Origin of the sequence: Paraburkholderia sp. BL18I3N2, assembly GCF_003001875.1 — a bacterium.
GTDB classification, from domain to species: domain Bacteria; phylum Pseudomonadota; class Gammaproteobacteria; order Burkholderiales; family Burkholderiaceae; genus Paraburkholderia; species Paraburkholderia phytofirmans.
In genome coordinates, this window is sequence record NZ_PVNC01000002.1 from 489,658 (window position 1) to 505,977 (window position 16,320).

Genomic DNA, 16,320 nt, shown 5'->3' on the forward strand with positions numbered 1-16,320 from the left:
AAACGGAACCGCCTCACTAAAATGGGGGCGAGTTTGGAAATAAACAGGTCGTTTTTTCCAGACAGACCGCTCAGCCCTTCAGCGTCTGCTCCAGCACGTGCAGTTCGTGGTTCAGTTGCGCGTCCTTGCTGCGCTCATCGGCAATTTTGCGCACCGCGTGCAGCACGGTGGTGTGGTCGCGTCCGCCGAACAGTTCGCCGATTTCCGGCAAGCTCTTCTGGGTCAGCTCTTTCGCCAGATACATGGCGATCTGCCGCGGCCGCGCGATGTTCGCGGGGCGCTTCTTCGAATACATGTCCGCGACCTTGATGCTGTAGAAGTCAGCCGTGGTCTTCTGGATGTTTTCCACCGAAATCTGCCGGTTCTGCACCGTCAGCAGGTCTTTCAGCGCTTCTTTCGTCACTTCGATCGTGATTTCGCGGCCGTGAAACTTCGAATACGCGAGGATCTTGCGCAGCGCGCCTTCGAGTTCACGCACGTTCGAACGCAAGTGTTTCGCGACGAAGAACGCGACGTCTTCATTCAGGCTCACGAACTCGGATTGCGCCTTGCGCATCAGAATCGCGACGCGCATTTCCAGCTCGGGCGGCTCGATCGCCACGGTCAGGCCGGAGTCGAAGCGCGAGATCAGCCGGTCGTCGATACCCGAAATTTCCTTCGGATACGTGTCGCTGGTGATGATCACCTGCGCCTTGTTCGCGACCAGCGCTTCGAACGCGTAGAAGAATTCCTCTTGTGTGCGCGACTTGCCTGAAAAGAATTGAATATCGTCGATCAGCAGCAGGTCGAGCGAGTGGTAGTAGCGCTTGAAATCGTCGAACGCCTTGCGCTGGTAGGCCTTCACCACGTCGGACACGTACTGCTCCGCGTGGATGTAGCGAATCCGCGCGCCGGCCTTATCCATTAGAAGCTGGTTGCCGATCGCGTGGATCAGGTGAGTCTTGCCGAGGCCCACGCCGCCATACAGAAACAGCGGGTTGTACGAGATGCCAGGATTGTCCGCGACCTGAATCGCCGCGGCGCGCGCCAACTGGTTGGCCTTACCGGTCACGAAGTTGTCGAAGGTCAGAACCGGATTCAGCTTGGAGCGCTCGTACATCGAGTCGGTGTCGCCGTTGCCGCTCGAGCCGGCGCTTTGGCCGGGACGCCACGTGCGGCGGGCGGCTGCGGCTTCGTTCGCGTCGAGGCTTGGCAGATCGAGGTCGGCGGAATCTTCTGCCGCCGCGGCGCGTGCGTTCGCGTTTTGTTCGGCTGCGGCGCGGGCATTGGCGTTGAGATTGGCCATCGCGTTGTTCGCGCCGTTCGTACCAGCGGTGCGCGCGGCCTGCGCCGCTTGCACGGCGCCGACGGCTGCGTCCACCGCAGCACCATTGCCGGCGCTGCCGCCCATCGAGCCAGGCGCGGAAGCCGGACGCGCAGAAGCCGGGGCCGGCGCGGCTGCGGCAGGGGCGCGCATGCCGGCCTTCGGGTCGAGCACGAATTGAACGTCGACGGGAGCCTGCCAGAAATCGCGGGCCATATCCGCGATGCGCCCGGAAAACTGGCTCTTGACCCAGTCGAGCTTGAAACGGTTCGGCGCAGCGATGCTAAGCGTGTTCGCAGCGGCGTCGAAGGCGACCGGGGCCAACGGTTTGATCCACGTCACGTACTGCTGGGGCGTCAGCTCGCGCTCCAGCAATGCGGAACAGTGTTGCCAGAAATCGTTCATCGAGTTGCTGTCGTTATGGTGTGCACGGCGGTTGCCGCTGCCCCTGTCGCGCGCACGCAACAAGGCCCTGAGCAGCCAGGCTAACCAGGCGCAATGGCCCCAGGCGCTTGTGCCACAAGGGTTTGCGGGACGAGCGAGCCGGAGCGGCGTGCAGGATTTTTGGGAAGTAAGGCGAGATTCTAACGCCAAAACGGACCCGCAAGGGAGTTATCCACAGGGACGGATCACAAGGCTTGCTCCTCGTGGGGCCGGCCCGAACCAGGCTAAACTATTGACGGTCAACGAAAAACCGGTTTAAATAGCGGGTTCCGCGAAAACCAATTCAGTGAACCACCGGCCATTGCGCTTTCAGCGATGATCGCGCGGTTATTTTTCGATCAAGTGAGAGCAACATGAAACGTACTTACCAACCTTCCGTTACCCGTCGCAAGCGCACCCACGGCTTCCGCGTTCGCATGAAGACCGCAGGTGGCCGCAAGGTCATCAACGCACGCCGCGCGAAGGGCCGCAAGCGCCTCGCCATCTAAGGCAGGCGTTGCACGCGACGCTTATGCCGGGTAGTGAAGCCCGCGGTGAAGCGGGAACGGCTGAGGCGCAGCAACTGGGCTCGGTTCCGTTGCGAGCGCAAGCCGCCTTCCCCAAAGCCGCAAGGCTGCTGAAAACGGATGAATTTTCATCCGTTTTTCGTTTGCGCCCGTGGCGCCGCACCGCTCACTTCGTGGTGTACGGCCGGCCCACCGGCAACGAAGCTCGCCTAGGCCTCGTGATCGGCAAGAAGTATGCGCCGCGCGCGGCTACGCGTAATCTGGTACGTCGAATCGCGCGTGAAGCCTTCCGGCTGCGTCGCGCGGAATTCGGCGGTTGGGATGTGCTGCTGCGTTTGCACACGCGCTTCGACAAGAAAGCTTTGCCGAGCGCCTCGTCGCCGCCGTTGAGGGCGCTGTGCCGCAGCGAAATCGAGGCGCTGCTCGACAAGGCAGCGCGCGAAGTGAACCGTCGCCAAGCGCCGCCCGCGGAAGCGCCCAAGACGGAATGACGCTCAAGTGACCGCCCGCTTTGCAGTTCAGACCGCTCCGGCGGCCGTGCTGCGCGGGCGTCGCCCGGTACTCCACGTTGCGCGGCGCCGTCCGGCCGCACCAGCCATGCAAACGGTACTCATCGCTTTATTGCGTTTCTACAAGGTTGCCGTGAGCCCAATGCTCGGCAACCGATGCCGTTTTTACCCTTCCTGCTCTGATTACGCGCGCGAAGCAATCCAGTATCATGGCGCCGCGCGCGGGACTTATCTCGCCGCCAGGCGTATTTGCCGCTGCCACCCGTTTTCCGCGGGCGGCATCGATCTCGTCCCGCCTCCCACTTCTGAAAAGCGCTGACGCGCCGTTCCATCGACACTGAGACAACGCATGGATATCAAACGCACCGTCCTATGGGTCATCTTTTTCATGTCAGCGGTCATGCTGTTCGACAACTGGCAACGCGACCACGGACGCCCGTCGATGTTCTTCCCGAGCGCCACGCCGACCAAGACCGTCGGTAGCGCCGCACCGGGAACCACGACGCCGGGAACCCAGCCCGCCGATCTGCCGGCCACGAACGCAGCCGCACCGGGCAACGCGCCGGCGGCCACGCAATCGCAACTGATCAAGTTCAACACCGACGTCTATAGCGGCGAAATCGACACTCGCGGCGGCACGCTGTCCAAGCTGTCGCTCGTCAAGCAAGGCGACGGCAAGCAGCCGGATCTCGTCATCACGCTGTTCGACCGCACCGCGAACCACACGTATCTGGCGCGCACGGGCCTGCTCGGCGGCGATTTCCCGAATCACAACGACATCTACACGCCGTTGCCGAACCAGCAACACGATCTGACGGGCAACGAAAAGTCGTTCCAGCTCAGCTTCGAATCGCCGGTGAAGGGTGGCGTGAAGGTCATCAAGACCTACACGTTCACGCGTGGCAGCTATGTGATCGGCGTCGACACGAAGATCCAGAACGTCGGCACCACGCCGGTGAGCCCGTCGGTCTATATGGAACTGGTGCGTGACGATCAGCCGGTGGAAACGCCGCGCTTCTCGCACACGTTTATCGGACCGGCTGTCTACACCGACCAGCATCACTTCCAGAAGATGACGTTCGGCGACATCGACAAGAACAAGCAGGATTACGCGACCTCGGCGGACAACGGCTGGATTGCGATGGTCCAGCATTACTTCGCGTCGGCCTGGATTCCGCAGCAAGGTGCGAAGCGCGACATTTACGTCGAGAAGATCGATCCGACGCTGTATCGCGTCGGCGTGAAGGAGCCGGTGCCGACCATCGCCCCGGGTCAAACCGTCGACGTGTCCGCGCGTCTGTTCGCGGGTCCGGAAGAAGAGCGCATGCTCGAAGGTATCGCACCGGGTCTGGAACTGGTGAAGGACTACGGCTGGGTGACGATCATCGCCAAGCCGCTGTTCTGGCTGCTCGAGAAGATCCACAGCTATGTCGGCAACTGGGGCTGGTCGATCGTGCTGCTCACGCTGCTGATCAAGGCGGTGTTCTTCCCGCTCTCGGCTGCGAGCTACAAGTCGATGGCGCGCATGAAGGCGATCACGCCGCGCATGCAAGCGCTGCGCGAACGCTTCAAGGGCGATCCGCAGAAGATGAACTCGGCGCTGATGGAGTTGTACAAGACCGAGAAGGTCAATCCGTTCGGCGGCTGTCTGCCGGTCGTGATTCAGATTCCGGTGTTCATCTCGCTGTACTGGGTGCTGCTTTCGTCGGTGGAAATGCGCGGCGCGCCGTGGATTCTGTGGATTCACGATCTGTCGCAGCAGGATCCGTTCTTCATCCTGCCGGTGCTGATGGCCGTCTCGATGTTCCTGCAGACCAAGCTGAACCCGACGCCGCCGGACCCGGTTCAAGCCAAGATGATGATGTTCATGCCGATCGCGTTCTCGGTCATGTTCTTCTTCTTCCCGGCCGGTCTGGTGCTGTACTACGTCGTGAACAACGTGCTGTCGATCGCCCAGCAGTACTACATCACGCGGATGATGGGGCAGACGAAGGCCAAAGCGGCTTGATGATATTTGCCTGAGGTGGGCGGAAGCGCCCACCCTCGGCTGAAGCTCAGATAGCAGCAGTAGAAAAAAAAAGCCGCCCGGCGCAAAACCGGGCGGCTTTTTTCATGCTTGCGGCAAAACACGCCACGCGATGCCGCGCTTATTCCTCTTCCGGGTCCGCGTCTTCACCGTAAAAGCGCACGATCATCTCTTCGACCAGAAAGCGGTCCTTCGGCGTGAGCGACGCGATCTTGGAAGCGAGCTCGATTGTTTCGGGCGACGGTGGATATTTCTCGCCACGTGCCAGCGGCCTCGCGTTCACGCCCGGCGACGGGCCGTAGTGCAGCCAATGCTCCTTCACGTTCAGCCATTCGGCCAACGTACGCAACTTATCCGGCTTGGGAATCGTCGTACCGGATAACCACTTATGAGCGGTTTGCGGCGTAACCTCCCGCTCGCCTCGATAGCGAAGGTTGAATTGCTCGGCGAGCTTGGTCCCGCCGCGAATCTTCAGCGGCTCCAGTAAGTCCTTCAACCGTTTGGCGAAGGCGGCTTTTTCTTTATTGGTCGGCATGGGCCGGATTGTGCAATTCAACGTTCAAACAGTTGACAACCGGGCGAGTTTAGTTTTAGCGTATTTGAGATACTTTTAGCTTGCGAGGCGCTTCAGGCAATGGGTCTGCCGAATTTGTAGAATTTTGGTGTTTTTCCTTGTCTGGCTTGCCTGTCTGCGACTTCGTCGTCCTATAACTTCTCATTTATTCTTAAGAAGCGCAGTAGCAATCCTAGCCCGTTTGAGATAAATCCCAACCGCCCGAATAAGTCGGCTTCCGCCATCAACAAGAGCGCCGCGACACGGGCACCGAAAGCGCCCGCGTTACAATGCCTCGCGCCGCGTTGACCGGCGCCGCCCTCCCCTCCTCTCCGTTTTTTGCCACGCTCTCTATGCTCACCACCGATTCCGATCCGATCGTCGCCATTGCCACCGCGCCCGGTCGGGGAGGCATCGGTGTCGTGCGAATTTCGTTCGGCCGCGAGGGAGAGGCGGCAGCCCAGCCACTGATGCAGGCGCTCACTGGCCAGACATTGGCGCCGCGCCACGCCAGCTACGTCCCGTTCCTCGACGCCAGCGGCAACGCGCTCGACCGCGGCATCGCGCTGTACTTCCCGGCGCCGCATTCCTACACGGGCGAGCATGTGCTCGAACTGCAAGGTCACGGCGGTCCGGTGGTGCTGCAACTGGTGCTGCAGCGTTGCATCGACGCGGGCCGCGCGTTCGGTCTGCGCCTCGCCGAGCCCGGCGAATTCACGCGCCGCGCCTTCCTCAACGACAAGCTGGATCTGGCGCAAGCCGAAGCGGTCGCCGATCTGATCGAGGCCAGCACCGAGGCCGCCGCGCGCTCAGCGGGCCGCTCGCTCGACGGCGCGTTCTCGCGCGACATTCACGCGTTGGTCGAAGACGTGATCACGCTGCGCATGCTGGTCGAAGCGACGCTGGACTTCCCCGAAGAAGAGATCGACTTCCTCGAAGCCGCCGACGCCCGAGGCAAGCTCACGCGCATACGCGAGCGTCTCGCGCACGTGCTGAGCGAAGCGCGGCAAGGCGCGTTGTTGCGCGAAGGGCTCTCGGTGGTGCTGGCCGGGCAGCCGAACGTCGGCAAATCGTCGCTGCTGAACGCGCTGGCCGGCGCAGAGCTGGCGATCGTCACGCCGATCGCCGGCACGACGCGCGACAAGGTCGCGCAGACGATTCAGATCGAAGGCATTCCGCTGCACGTGATCGACACAGCCGGCCTGCGCGATACCGAGGACGAAGTTGAAAAGATCGGCATCGCGCGTACATGGAGCGAAATTGAGCGCGCGGATGTGGTGCTGCATTTGCTCGACGCGCGCACCGGCATGACGGCTGAAGACGATGCGATTGCCGGACGCTTTCCGGGCGGCGTGCCGGTGGTACGCGTGCTGAACAAGACGGACTTGACCGGCCTCGCGCCCGCGACGCAAGCGCTCGACGCGGACCTCGAACTGAGCGAAGTGCGGCTGTCGGCCAAGCAGGGCGACGGCGTTGCGCTGTTGCGCGACGAACTGTTGCGGATCGCCGGCTGGCAGGCGGGCGCGGAAAGCGTGTACCTGGCGCGCGAGCGGCATCTGATTGCATTGCGCGCGGCCGAGGAACATCTGGCGACTGCGGCCGCGCACGCCGATCAGAACTCGCAGGCGCTTGATTTGTTCGCCGAGGAACTCAGGCTCGCGCAGGATCAGTTGAATTCAATCACCGGCGAGTTCAGTTCGGACGACTTGCTCGGAGTGATTTTTAGCAGGTTTTGTATTGGGAAGTGAGCGAGGATCGAGGCCGGGCTATTCGATCCCATTACAAAGGCATCTCTTATGATTCCAAGCGCAGCCTAACCGACGACGACGCCTACTCCGTTGACCCAAAAATCGCCAAATCTTTGGTACACAGCCACCATAAGGTTTAAAATCGCTGCTGTCCGAGCACCCGCGATCCGAACATGCCCCGCCTGGCCGTCCCGCTCACCGAAGCCCAAGTCCGCGCGCTCGAACCGCGCGACACCCGTTATTGCGTCGCTGACGGCAATGGTCTCGTCATCGAAATCATGACGACCGGCACCAAGATCTGGCGCTTCCGCTACACATTGAACGGCAAACGCCAACCGCTCGCCACCATCGGCGACTACCGGATGATCTCGCTGCGTGTCGCGCGCGCCAAGGCGCAGAAGTATGCGGAGATGGTCGCGCAAGGCATCTCGCCGGTCGCCACGGCGCGGCGCGACCGCGGCGCGGAAAGCAAGGCCGATGTCCTGCGCGAAGCCGCCGAGCTTTATCTCGCAACGGAAATGGCCGGCAAGTCGGAGGAATACCGTCGCACCACGCGGCGGGCGCTCGACAAAGACGTCTTGCCCGCCATCGGCCACATGCAGATCAAAGCGGTGACCGCCGACGACATCGTCGCGATATGCGACAGAATCAAGAGTCGCGGCTCGCCGAAAATGGCGCTGCATACGCGCAACGTGGTGAAGCGTCTCTACGAATATCTGATTGCCCGGCAACTCGCATCCAGCAATCCGGCGGAGGTCGTGCCGGCGCGCTCCATAGCTACGTTCGACAGCCGCACCCGCGTGCTATCCGGCGACGAGATCGGCGCCATGTTCCGCTCGATCGATGCGTCGAGCATTCGCCGACCTTTGAAGCTGGCGCTGCACCTGCTGGTGCTGACGATGGTGCGCAAGTCGGACCTGGTCGAATCGACGTGGGCCGAATTCAACTTGGACAAGGCGATGTGGACGATCCCCGCTGCGCGCCTGAAAAAAGACCGCGATCAGCGCGTGCCGCTCTCCCAGCAGGCCGTCTCGATGCTGCGCGAACTCGACCACGGCAAGGCCAGCCGAAAGTTCGTATTCCCGAGCGTCAGAGGCGACGATCGGCCGATTGCCAAAAGTACGCTGAATCAGGCGGTCAAGGCACTCGGTCTGGACGTGGGGCATTTCGTCCTGCATGACTTCCGGCGCACCGCAACGGCGCATCTGCGCGAGCTGACGCAGCCGTCAGACGCGCTCGACCAGAACATGGTGACGACGCCCGAGCGTACCGAGCAAGATGCGAGCGCGGAAAATGCCGCTAAGCAGCGATGGGTCATGCAGCGGTGGGCGGATTTTGTGGATGCGCAGATCGAAGGCACGCGTAAAGCCTCGACCAGTGCGCCTTGAACGGGCCTCGTCGGGCACCAAGCATTTGAAATAAGGTATTTCAATGGTACACAAACCCCGCCGCATCTAACCCAACTCACTGTTAAAAATAAGAAATCATATCTTCCGCTAGGTTTCAAAGGTGAGGAACAAGACGCCACCGAACTGCCCGCCAGAATCGCATCACACGGAGCTTTTCTCCCGCGTTTCATCGCCTAAACTGAATGGTGGACGCAACCCGATACGGAGGCTCCCATGTCTGAATCGTTGATCGCTTATTTGTTGGGGCCTGCTGTCATGCTGCTGGTCGGCGTTGCTATTTGGGCCGCGTCCCATTACCACCAGAAGACGAAGCCGCAAAGACTCGAGCGCTGGCTCGACACGCACTATGCGGAGTGGCTGCATCACAGGCACTGAGTCGCGCTTGAAATGAAAAGGCCGTCGCGTAACACGACGGCCTTTTTGTCTGCGGCGCGCGCAACGATACGCGCGCCCCGCGATTGATTACCAACCCTGCTGAGGCTGCGGATATCCGTATTGAGCCGACGGCGGCGGCGCGCCGCACGCCACATAGGCACGTTGGTACTGGTCATAGCAGTATCCCGGTGGCGCTTGCGCATAGACAGGCGCGGGTTGATACGCCGGCTGCGCATACACGGGCTGCTGGTAAGCCACTACCGGCGCCGGATTCAGCACGGAGGTCACCACCGCCCCGAGCACGGCCCCGCCGATCAGCGCACCAACGACATCGCCGCCATTACCGTGCGCCGATGCTTGCCCGGCCACGCTCAGACTTCCCACCATCACCAACGCCACTGCGATCTTGTTCATGTTTGACTCCCCGCCGTTCAGGCATGGAACAGATTGTGGCGGGCGCGCGTAGAAATAGATGCTGCAAGTGGTAACGGGACATTACCCGTGTAACGCGGCGGGTCGCACGGCCAGCCGTGCATCGAAGTGATTACCCCGCTTCCCCATTCCACCGATCAATGTAAAATTCGCCGCATAACCTGTCGGATAGTTCTGACAACCCGCAAAGCTTTTCCAGCCCGTCGATTGAAGGACCGGACCACGTCGACAACACGGGTCGAGACAAGCGAAAAAAGTAAGGGGCGTGCGCGTGAAACAATGGACCATCCGGCAACGGATTCTGGCCAGCTTCGGAATCGTGCTGATCGTGATGCTGGCGATGGCAATCGTCACGTTCGAACAACTCGGCGGCATCGACCGCGACGCGAAGAGCCAGCAGGTAGATTCGATGCCCGGCCTCTACTACGCGACCGCGATGCGCGCGGCCTGGTTCGAGAACTACACCGTCACACAGCGCCTCGTCTACGTGGACGCGGATCCCGAGTCCGTCAAGCGCGACACCGAACGTTTGCAAGAGACCGAGCAAACACTTCAGAAGCTTCTCGGCGAATACGGCACGACCATCTTCCGCGACAACGATCGCGAGTTCTTCAACGACTTCCGCCAGCAACACACCCAGTACCTGCCGATCCAGGCATCGCTGTTGAACGCCCTGCCGAGCTCGAAAGAGAACGCCGTGCGTATCTTCAACACGCAACTGACGCCGATCTGGGAAGCGGGCCGCCTCTCGGCGCGCAAACTGGTCGAAAACAACAAGGCCGACGCCGACAAAGCCGCCGAAAGCATCCGCAGTTCGGTCGAGGCAACCCGCATCGTGTTGCTCGTCATGCTGTTGATCGCCGCGATCGTCGCCGTGCTGGCCGGGTACTGGCTGCTGCGCGCGGTCACCACGCCGATGGCCAAAGTGCTGCGCGTTGTCGACGTGATGCGCACCGGCGACCTGACCCAGCGCCTGCAACTGAATCGCGCGGACGAAATCGGCGCGCTCGAAGCGGGCTTCAACCGCATGACCGACGAACTCACCGCACTGGTCGGCCAGGCGCAGAAATCGGCGGTGCAGGTCACCACATCGGTGACGGAAATCGCCGCGACCTCGCGCGAACAGCAAGCCACCGCGAACGAGACCGCCGCCACCACCACCGAGATCGGCGCCACGTCGCGTGAAATCTTCGCGACCTCGCGCGACCTGCTGCGTACCATGAACGAAGTGTCCGAAGTGGCCGGCCAGTCGGCGGCGCTCGCGGGCACCGGCCACGCCGGGCTCGCGCGCATGGAAGAAACCATGCGTCTCGTGATGGAAGCGGCCGGCTCCGTCAACGCGAAGCTCGCGATTCTCAACGAGAAGGCCAGCAACATCAATCAGGTCGTCGCCACCATCACCAAGGTCGCGGACCAGACCAACCTGCTCTCGCTGAACGCGGCGATCGAAGCGGAAAAAGCCGGCGAATACGGCCGGGGCTTCGCGGTCGTGGCAACCGAGATTCGCCGCCTCGCCGACCAGACCGCCGTGGCGACCTACGACATCGAACAGATGGTGAAGGAAATTCAGTCCGCGGTGGCCGCCGGCGTGATGGGCATGGACAAGTTCTCCGAAGAAGTGCGGCGCGGCATGCTCGACGTGCAGAACGTCGGCGGCCATCTCACGCAGATCATCCAGCAGGTGCAGCAGCTCGCGCCGCGCTTCTCGATGGTCAACGAAGGCATGCAGACGCAGGCCACCGGCGCCGAGCAGATCACCCAGGCGCTGACGCAACTCTCGGAGGCCGCGCAGCAGACGGCGGAGTCGCTGCGTCAGTCGACCCAGGCGATCGACGATCTGACGCACGTCGCCAACAGTCTGCGCACCGGCGTGTCGCGTTTCAAGGTGACGGCCTGACGCGCCACGGCGCGCCGCTCGACGCCGACACCCGCGCGCCCATCCACCGCCCACGCACACGCCGATGCTCTTCATCCTCTTCACGCTCGATAGCGAACGGTACGTGATCGATGCGACGCAGGTGGAGCGTCTGATGCCGCTCACGCCGCAGTCGCCGCCGAAGTCAATTCCCGGCGCGCCGTCGTGGGTCGCGGGCGTGCTCGATCACGAAGGCGCGCCGTTGCCGCTGATCGACCTGCCGGCGCTCGCGCTCGGCCGTCCCGCCGCGCAATTGATGTCGACGCGCATTGTGCTGGTGCGCTATCCGCACGCGGGGACGACGCGCCAGCTCGCGCTCCTGCTCGAAGGCGCAACACGCACGATTCGACTGGACGTGGCGGCGTTTCACGATGCCGGCCTCGACATGCCGCACGCGCGATATCTCGGCCCGGTCGCGAGCGAAGCCGGCGGCCTCGTGCAGTGGATCCACATCGAGCATCTGCTGCCCGACGACGTGAAAACGCTCCTCTTTCCCGAGGCGCACGCATGAACGCGCATCACGACAACGCACCGCTCTATCGACGCTTCGCCGAGCTGTTGCATCGGACGATCGGGCTCGATGCGGCATCGCTCGGCCATAGTGCGATCGAGCGCGCGGTCGATCAGCGCGCGGCAGCGTGGTGCGCCGATGGCCACGCCGAAGCCACGCTCGCCGACTACTGGGAAGCCGCGCAATGTTCACCTTCGATGGTGCAGGCCCTGATCGAAACAGTCGTCGTGCCCGAAACCTGGTTCTATCGCGACGCCGACGCGTTCAAGGCACTGGCGCGTCTCGCGCATGAACGTCTCGCCGAGCGCGGCAATGCATTGCCGCTGCGCGTCCTGAGCCTGCCCTGTTCGACCGGCGAAGAACCCTACACGATCGCGATGACGCTGCTCGACGCAGGCTTTGACGCCGCGCAGTTGCGCATCGACGCAATGGATATCAGCGACCGCTCACTCGCCGTCGCGCAACGCGCTGTCTACGGACGCAATTCGTTTCGCGGCAATGCGTTTCCGTTTCGCGATGCGCACTTCACGCGCACCGAAGACGGCTGGCGTCTCGCATCGCGCATCGTCGAAGCGGTGCGTTTTTCTCGCGCCAATCTGATGCAACTCGACGCGTCGTCGCTTGGCGTCTACGACTTCGTGTTCTGCCGCAATGTGCTGATTTACTTCGACCGCGACGCGCAGCAAAAAGCCCTGCAGGCGCTCACAAGCGTGCTGGCCGAAAACGGCACGCTGTTCGTCGGCCCTGCGGAAACCGGGCTGCTGATGCGCTACGGCATGCAGTCCGCGAAGATCCCGCTGGCCTTCGCGTTTCATCACGGCGCGCCCGAGGAAACGCAGTGGAATAGCTGGCACACCGCGCCGCTCGCTACCGCCGCCGCGCTTGCGATAACGCATTCGCAGGTTCCCGCACTCTCGTCGCCGCAGGTGTTTTCCGCGGAGCCTTTCGCGTGGCCCGATCCGGTTGCGCGCACGCCGTTCGGCGGCGCGACGCAGTTCGCCCCCCGTGAGAACATCGCGGCGCACGCGCGCAAGACGCCGATGCCCGCCACCACGCCGCCGGCACACAACCCGTTGTTGCCGCCAGTCACCGCGCCGATCAACGCCGCACGCGACACGTTGCAAGCCGCGCACGCGCTGGCCGACGCCGGCCGCCTCGCGGAAGCCGCCAAGGCGATCAACGCCTATCTGGAACATCACGCCCCGCATGCCGACGCGTTTTATCTGCTTGGCGTGCTCGCCGATGCCAACGGCGATGCAAACCTTGCGCGCAGCCAGTATCGCAAGGCGCTGTATCTCGATCCTCAGCACGCGGAAGCGCTGGCGCATCTCGCGACCTTGCTCGAACTCGAAGGCGACCGCGATGCCGCGCGCCTGTTGATGCAACGCGCGTCGCGCGCAGGGAGCGCAACGTGGCTGATGCGCAAACGGTGAGCTTCGACGATTGCTGGAATCGCATCGGCGTGCGCGGCGATTCGTCGTGCGAGCGTCTTGTCGAGTACGTGCGCTGCCTCAATTGCCCAGTGTTCGAAACGGCCGCGGCCAAACTGCTGGAACGGCCGATTCCATTGGTGGACCTCTCGCAACACGACGTGCGCGCGCGGGCACAACCGCAGCAAAATGCGCAAGGCGCGAGCGAATCGTTTCTGGTCTTTCGCATCGGCGACGAATGGCTCGCGCTGCCCACGCCGATCTTCAAACGCATCGTGCAGACGCGGCCGATTCATACGTTGCCGCATCGGCAACACCGCGCGGTGCTGGGCGTGGTGAATGTACAAGGTGAATTGCTGGTGTGCCTTTCGCTCGCGCACCTGCTCGGTTTCGAAACTGGCGCCAACGCACGCGACGATCGCGCGCGTCACGATCTGCCGCGTTTCCTCGTTGTCTCGCGCGCTGAAGAACACGCGGTGTTCCCGGTGGATCAGGTCGACGGCGTGCACCGGATCGCAACGGCCAGCTTTTGCGCGCCGCCCGCCACGCTTTCGCATGCCGCCGCTGCCCATACGCGAGCGGTCGCGCCGTGGCGCGGCATGAGCGTCGGCCTGCTCGACGCCGACGCGCTCTTCGACACCTTGAACCGGAGTCTCGGATGACGGACGACCCACGCCGCCCGTCCCTGATCGATCTGTTCCGCGAAGAAGCGCGGACCCAGGCGCGCGTGCTCAACGACGGCCTGCTCGCACTCGACCGCGCGCCGCGCGATGCCGCCGCGCTCGAGGCCTGCATGCGGGCCGCGCATTCGTTGAAGGGCGCCGCTCGCATTGTCGGCGTGCAGGTTGGTGTCGAGCTTGCGCATGCCATGGAGGATTGCTTCGTCGCCGCGCAGGAAGGACGTGCGTTGCTCGACGCGGCCTGGATCGACGAGTTGCTGCGCGGGGTGGATATCATCGCGCGCATCGGCAACGATGAAGACGAGTCGGCTCGCGACGCGGTCGGCACATGTGTGGCGGCATTGCAGGCGCGGATGGCGGGTGTGCTGCCGCATGGCGCGGCAATACGGCGGGACGCTACACCGCCAGCGGCCGCGGCGGTCGCCGAACCGCCTGCCGTTGCTCCCGGCGCAAATGCGGACCCGGACCCTGACGCTGCGTTCAACGATTTAGCCCGCGCACTGCGCGCCGAAGGCACGCCGGCTATCCCGAGCGCGGAGCCCGACCCCGACGCCGTATTCAACTCGCTAGCCAATGCACTGCGCGCGGAAGCCACACCGGCCAACGCTACGTCGGCCCCCACCCAAGACAACGACGCTGCCCTCGCACCCGCGCAGAAGCAGCACGACCCGGCCGCAGCCCCGTCCGCGTCGAACAGCACAACCATCCAACCCACCTCCGAACCCGGCCGCATGCTACGAGTGCGTGCCGACAATCTCGACCGTCTGCTATCGCTATCGGGCGAATCGCTGGTCGAATCACGCTGGCTGAAACCGTTCGCGCAATCGATGCTGCGCATCAAACGCGTCCAGCGCGACGGCACTCGCGCGCTAGATCAACTGCACGAAACGCTCGCCGACCTCAAGCTCGATCCGCGCGCCCAGGCCGCGCTCGAAGAAGTGCGCCGCCTGACCGCCGAATCGCAGCATTTGCTGGCCGAACGTCTCGCCGATCTGGAGAGCTTCGACCGCCGCTCGACGCACCTGTCGCAACAACTGTACGACGCCGCCCTGCAATGCCGTATGCGCCCGTTCGGCGACGGCACCAGCGGCCTCGCGCGGATGGTGCGCGACGTCGCGCGTTCGCTCGGCAAGAAAGTGCGCTGGCAACTGGTCGGCGAATCGACTCAGGTAGACCGCGACATTCTCGATCTGCTCGAAGCGCCGCTCGGCCACATGCTGCGCAATGCGCTCGACCACGGCATCGAAGCACCCGCCGTGCGCGTCGCGCGCGGCAAGCCGGAAGAAGGCACGCTCACGCTCGACGCGCGTCACACCGCCGGCGCACTGCTCATCACCGTGTCCGACGACGGCGCGGGCATCGATCTCGATGCGTTGCGCGCGTCGATTGTGCGCAAGAAACTCGCGAGCGAGGAAACGGTCGCTCGCCTGTCCGAAGCCGAGCTGCTCGAATTCCTGCTGCTGCCTGGCTTCTCGCTACGCGATCAGGTGACGGAAGTCTCGGGCCGCGGCGTCGGACTCGACGCGGTGCACGACGTCGTCAAACGCGTGCGTGGCACGGTGCGAATCACGCACGAACCCGGCCTCGGCACGCGCGTGCAGTTGCAGTTGCCGCTGACGCTTTCGGTGATCCGCAGCCTGCTGATCGAAGTCGCGGGCGAGCCATATGCAGTGCCGCTCGCGCATGTGAACCGCACGCTTCACGTGAATCGCGCGGAGATCGAATTGCTCGAAGGGCATCAGCACATCGCCTTTTCCGGGCGGCGTATCGGCGTCGTTACCGCGCATCAGATTCTCGACGCCGCGCCGCCCGCGGACGAAAGCAGCACCGTCAGCATGATCGTCATCGGCGAAGGCTCGCAGACCTACGGCGTGGTGGTCGACCGCTTTCTCGGCGAGCGCATGCTCGTGGTGCAGCCGCTCGACCCACGCCTCGGCAAGATCCGCAACATCACCGCCGGCGCGCTGATGGAGAACGGCGATCCGGTGCTGATCGCCGACGTCGACGACTGGCTGCGCTCCGTCGAACGGCTCGTGGCGGGTGGCGATCTCAAGCACACGCAACATGGCGCCGCGCGCGCGGCTCAGCGTGCCACGCGCCGCGTGCTGGTGGTCGACGATTCGCTCACCGTGCGCGAGCTCGAACGCAAGCTGCTGGCCACGCGCGGTTACGACGTGACGATCGCGGTCGACGGCATGGACGGCTGGAACGCCGTGCGCGGCGAGCGCTTCGACCTCGTCATCACCGACATCGACATGCCGCGCATGGACGGCATCGAACTCGTCACGCTCATCAAGCGCGATCCACAGTTGCAGTCGCTGCCGGTGATGATCGTCTCGTACAAGGATCGTGAGGAGGACCGCCGCGCCGGGTTGAACGCGGGCGCGGACTACTATCTGGCGAAAGGCAGTTTTCATGACGAAGCACTGCTCGATGCGGTGCGTGATCTGATCGGCGAAGCATACGGTTAGTCCCGGGG

At 63.4% G+C, this 16,320-nt stretch carries 15 protein-coding genes; 12 read left to right on the forward strand and 3 right to left on the reverse strand.

What is annotated here, in order from left to right; translation table 11 throughout:
* Positions 1 to 70: 70 nt before the first annotated feature.
* Positions 71 to 1,708 carry a chromosomal replication initiator protein DnaA gene (dnaA, locus tag B0G75_RS08130; protein ID WP_219908270.1) on the reverse strand — a complete coding sequence of 546 codons (1,638 nt, stop codon included), beginning with the start codon at positions 1,706 to 1,708 and terminating at the stop codon, positions 71 to 73.
* A gap of 392 nt (positions 1,709 to 2,100) precedes the next feature.
* Here dnaA and rpmH point away from each other — a divergent pair, with 392 nt between their 5' ends.
* The 4 genes from rpmH to yidC all read left to right on the forward strand — a co-directional run bounded on the left by rpmH (position 2,101) and on the right by yidC (position 4,770).
* Entirely contained in the window at positions 2,101 to 2,235 is a 135-nt protein-coding gene (gene rpmH, locus B0G75_RS08135; protein WP_004198824.1) for a 50S ribosomal protein L34, read from the forward strand.
* 23 nt (positions 2,236 to 2,258) lie between these two features.
* Positions 2,259 to 2,744 carry a ribonuclease P protein component gene (locus B0G75_RS08140; RefSeq protein ID WP_106302963.1) on the forward strand — a complete coding sequence of 162 codons (486 nt, stop codon included), beginning with the start codon at positions 2,259 to 2,261 and terminating at the stop codon, positions 2,742 to 2,744.
* A gap of 106 nt (positions 2,745 to 2,850) precedes the next feature.
* A complete protein-coding gene (yidD, locus tag B0G75_RS08145) occupies positions 2,851 to 3,081 on the forward strand; it encodes a membrane protein insertion efficiency factor YidD (protein ID WP_007180115.1) in 231 nt (76 codons plus the stop codon).
* 30 nt (positions 3,082 to 3,111) lie between these two features.
* The gene (gene yidC / locus B0G75_RS08150) at positions 3,112 to 4,770 is read left to right on the forward strand and encodes a membrane protein insertase YidC (protein ID WP_106302966.1); all 1,659 of its coding nucleotides are present in this window, start codon (positions 3,112 to 3,114) and stop codon (positions 4,768 to 4,770) included.
* A 139-nt stretch (positions 4,771 to 4,909) separates the two neighbouring features.
* Here the strand turns inward: yidC and B0G75_RS08155 are convergent, their stop codons facing one another.
* The gene (locus B0G75_RS08155) at positions 4,910 to 5,323 is read right to left on the reverse strand and encodes a transcriptional regulator (RefSeq protein WP_106302969.1); all 414 of its coding nucleotides are present in this window, start codon (positions 5,321 to 5,323) and stop codon (positions 4,910 to 4,912) included.
* A 371-nt stretch (positions 5,324 to 5,694) separates the two neighbouring features.
* On the opposite strand from B0G75_RS08155, the gene mnmE reads away from it, so the two are divergent.
* From mnmE to B0G75_RS40555, 3 genes are all read left to right on the forward strand, one after another.
* Positions 5,695 to 7,089 carry a tRNA uridine-5-carboxymethylaminomethyl(34) synthesis GTPase MnmE gene (gene mnmE, locus B0G75_RS08160; RefSeq protein WP_106302973.1) on the forward strand — a complete coding sequence of 465 codons (1,395 nt, stop codon included), beginning with the start codon at positions 5,695 to 5,697 and terminating at the stop codon, positions 7,087 to 7,089.
* A 173-nt stretch (positions 7,090 to 7,262) separates the two neighbouring features.
* A complete protein-coding gene (locus B0G75_RS08165) occupies positions 7,263 to 8,477 on the forward strand; it encodes an integrase arm-type DNA-binding domain-containing protein (protein WP_106302976.1) in 1,215 nt (404 codons plus the stop codon).
* A 234-nt stretch (positions 8,478 to 8,711) separates the two neighbouring features.
* Complete coding sequence (locus B0G75_RS40555; protein ID WP_012434883.1) at positions 8,712 to 8,873, forward strand: hypothetical protein; 162 nt, start codon at positions 8,712 to 8,714, stop codon at positions 8,871 to 8,873.
* 87 nt (positions 8,874 to 8,960) lie between these two features.
* Here the strand turns inward: B0G75_RS40555 and B0G75_RS08170 are convergent, their stop codons facing one another.
* Positions 8,961 to 9,287, reverse strand: a complete 327-nt coding sequence (locus B0G75_RS08170) for an ecotin precursor (protein WP_106302979.1) — start codon at positions 9,285 to 9,287, stop codon at positions 8,961 to 8,963.
* A 289-nt stretch (positions 9,288 to 9,576) separates the two neighbouring features.
* Here B0G75_RS08170 and B0G75_RS08175 point away from each other — a divergent pair, with 289 nt between their 5' ends.
* The 5 genes from B0G75_RS08175 to B0G75_RS08195 all read left to right on the forward strand — a co-directional run bounded on the left by B0G75_RS08175 (position 9,577) and on the right by B0G75_RS08195 (position 16,312).
* Positions 9,577 to 11,202, forward strand: coding sequence for a methyl-accepting chemotaxis protein (locus tag B0G75_RS08175; protein WP_106303708.1), 1,626 nt, complete (start codon positions 9,577 to 9,579; stop codon positions 11,200 to 11,202).
* A gap of 64 nt (positions 11,203 to 11,266) precedes the next feature.
* Entirely contained in the window at positions 11,267 to 11,731 is a 465-nt protein-coding gene (locus tag B0G75_RS08180) for a chemotaxis protein CheW (RefSeq protein ID WP_106302982.1), read from the forward strand.
* The gene (locus B0G75_RS08185) at positions 11,728 to 13,164 is read left to right on the forward strand and encodes a protein-glutamate O-methyltransferase CheR (RefSeq protein WP_106302985.1); all 1,437 of its coding nucleotides are present in this window, start codon (positions 11,728 to 11,730) and stop codon (positions 13,162 to 13,164) included. The genes B0G75_RS08180 and B0G75_RS08185 overlap by 4 nt, the downstream gene beginning before the upstream one ends.
* Entirely contained in the window at positions 13,143 to 13,823 is a 681-nt protein-coding gene (locus B0G75_RS08190; RefSeq protein ID WP_106302988.1) for a chemotaxis protein CheW, read from the forward strand. Before B0G75_RS08185 ends, B0G75_RS08190 begins: the two co-directional genes overlap by 22 nt.
* Positions 13,820 to 16,312 (forward strand): hybrid sensor histidine kinase/response regulator, encoded by a 2,493-nt coding sequence (locus B0G75_RS08195; protein ID WP_106302991.1) that lies wholly within the window; start codon positions 13,820 to 13,822, stop codon positions 16,310 to 16,312. Before B0G75_RS08190 ends, B0G75_RS08195 begins: the two co-directional genes overlap by 4 nt.
* The last annotated feature ends 8 nt before the right edge of the window (positions 16,313 to 16,320 follow it).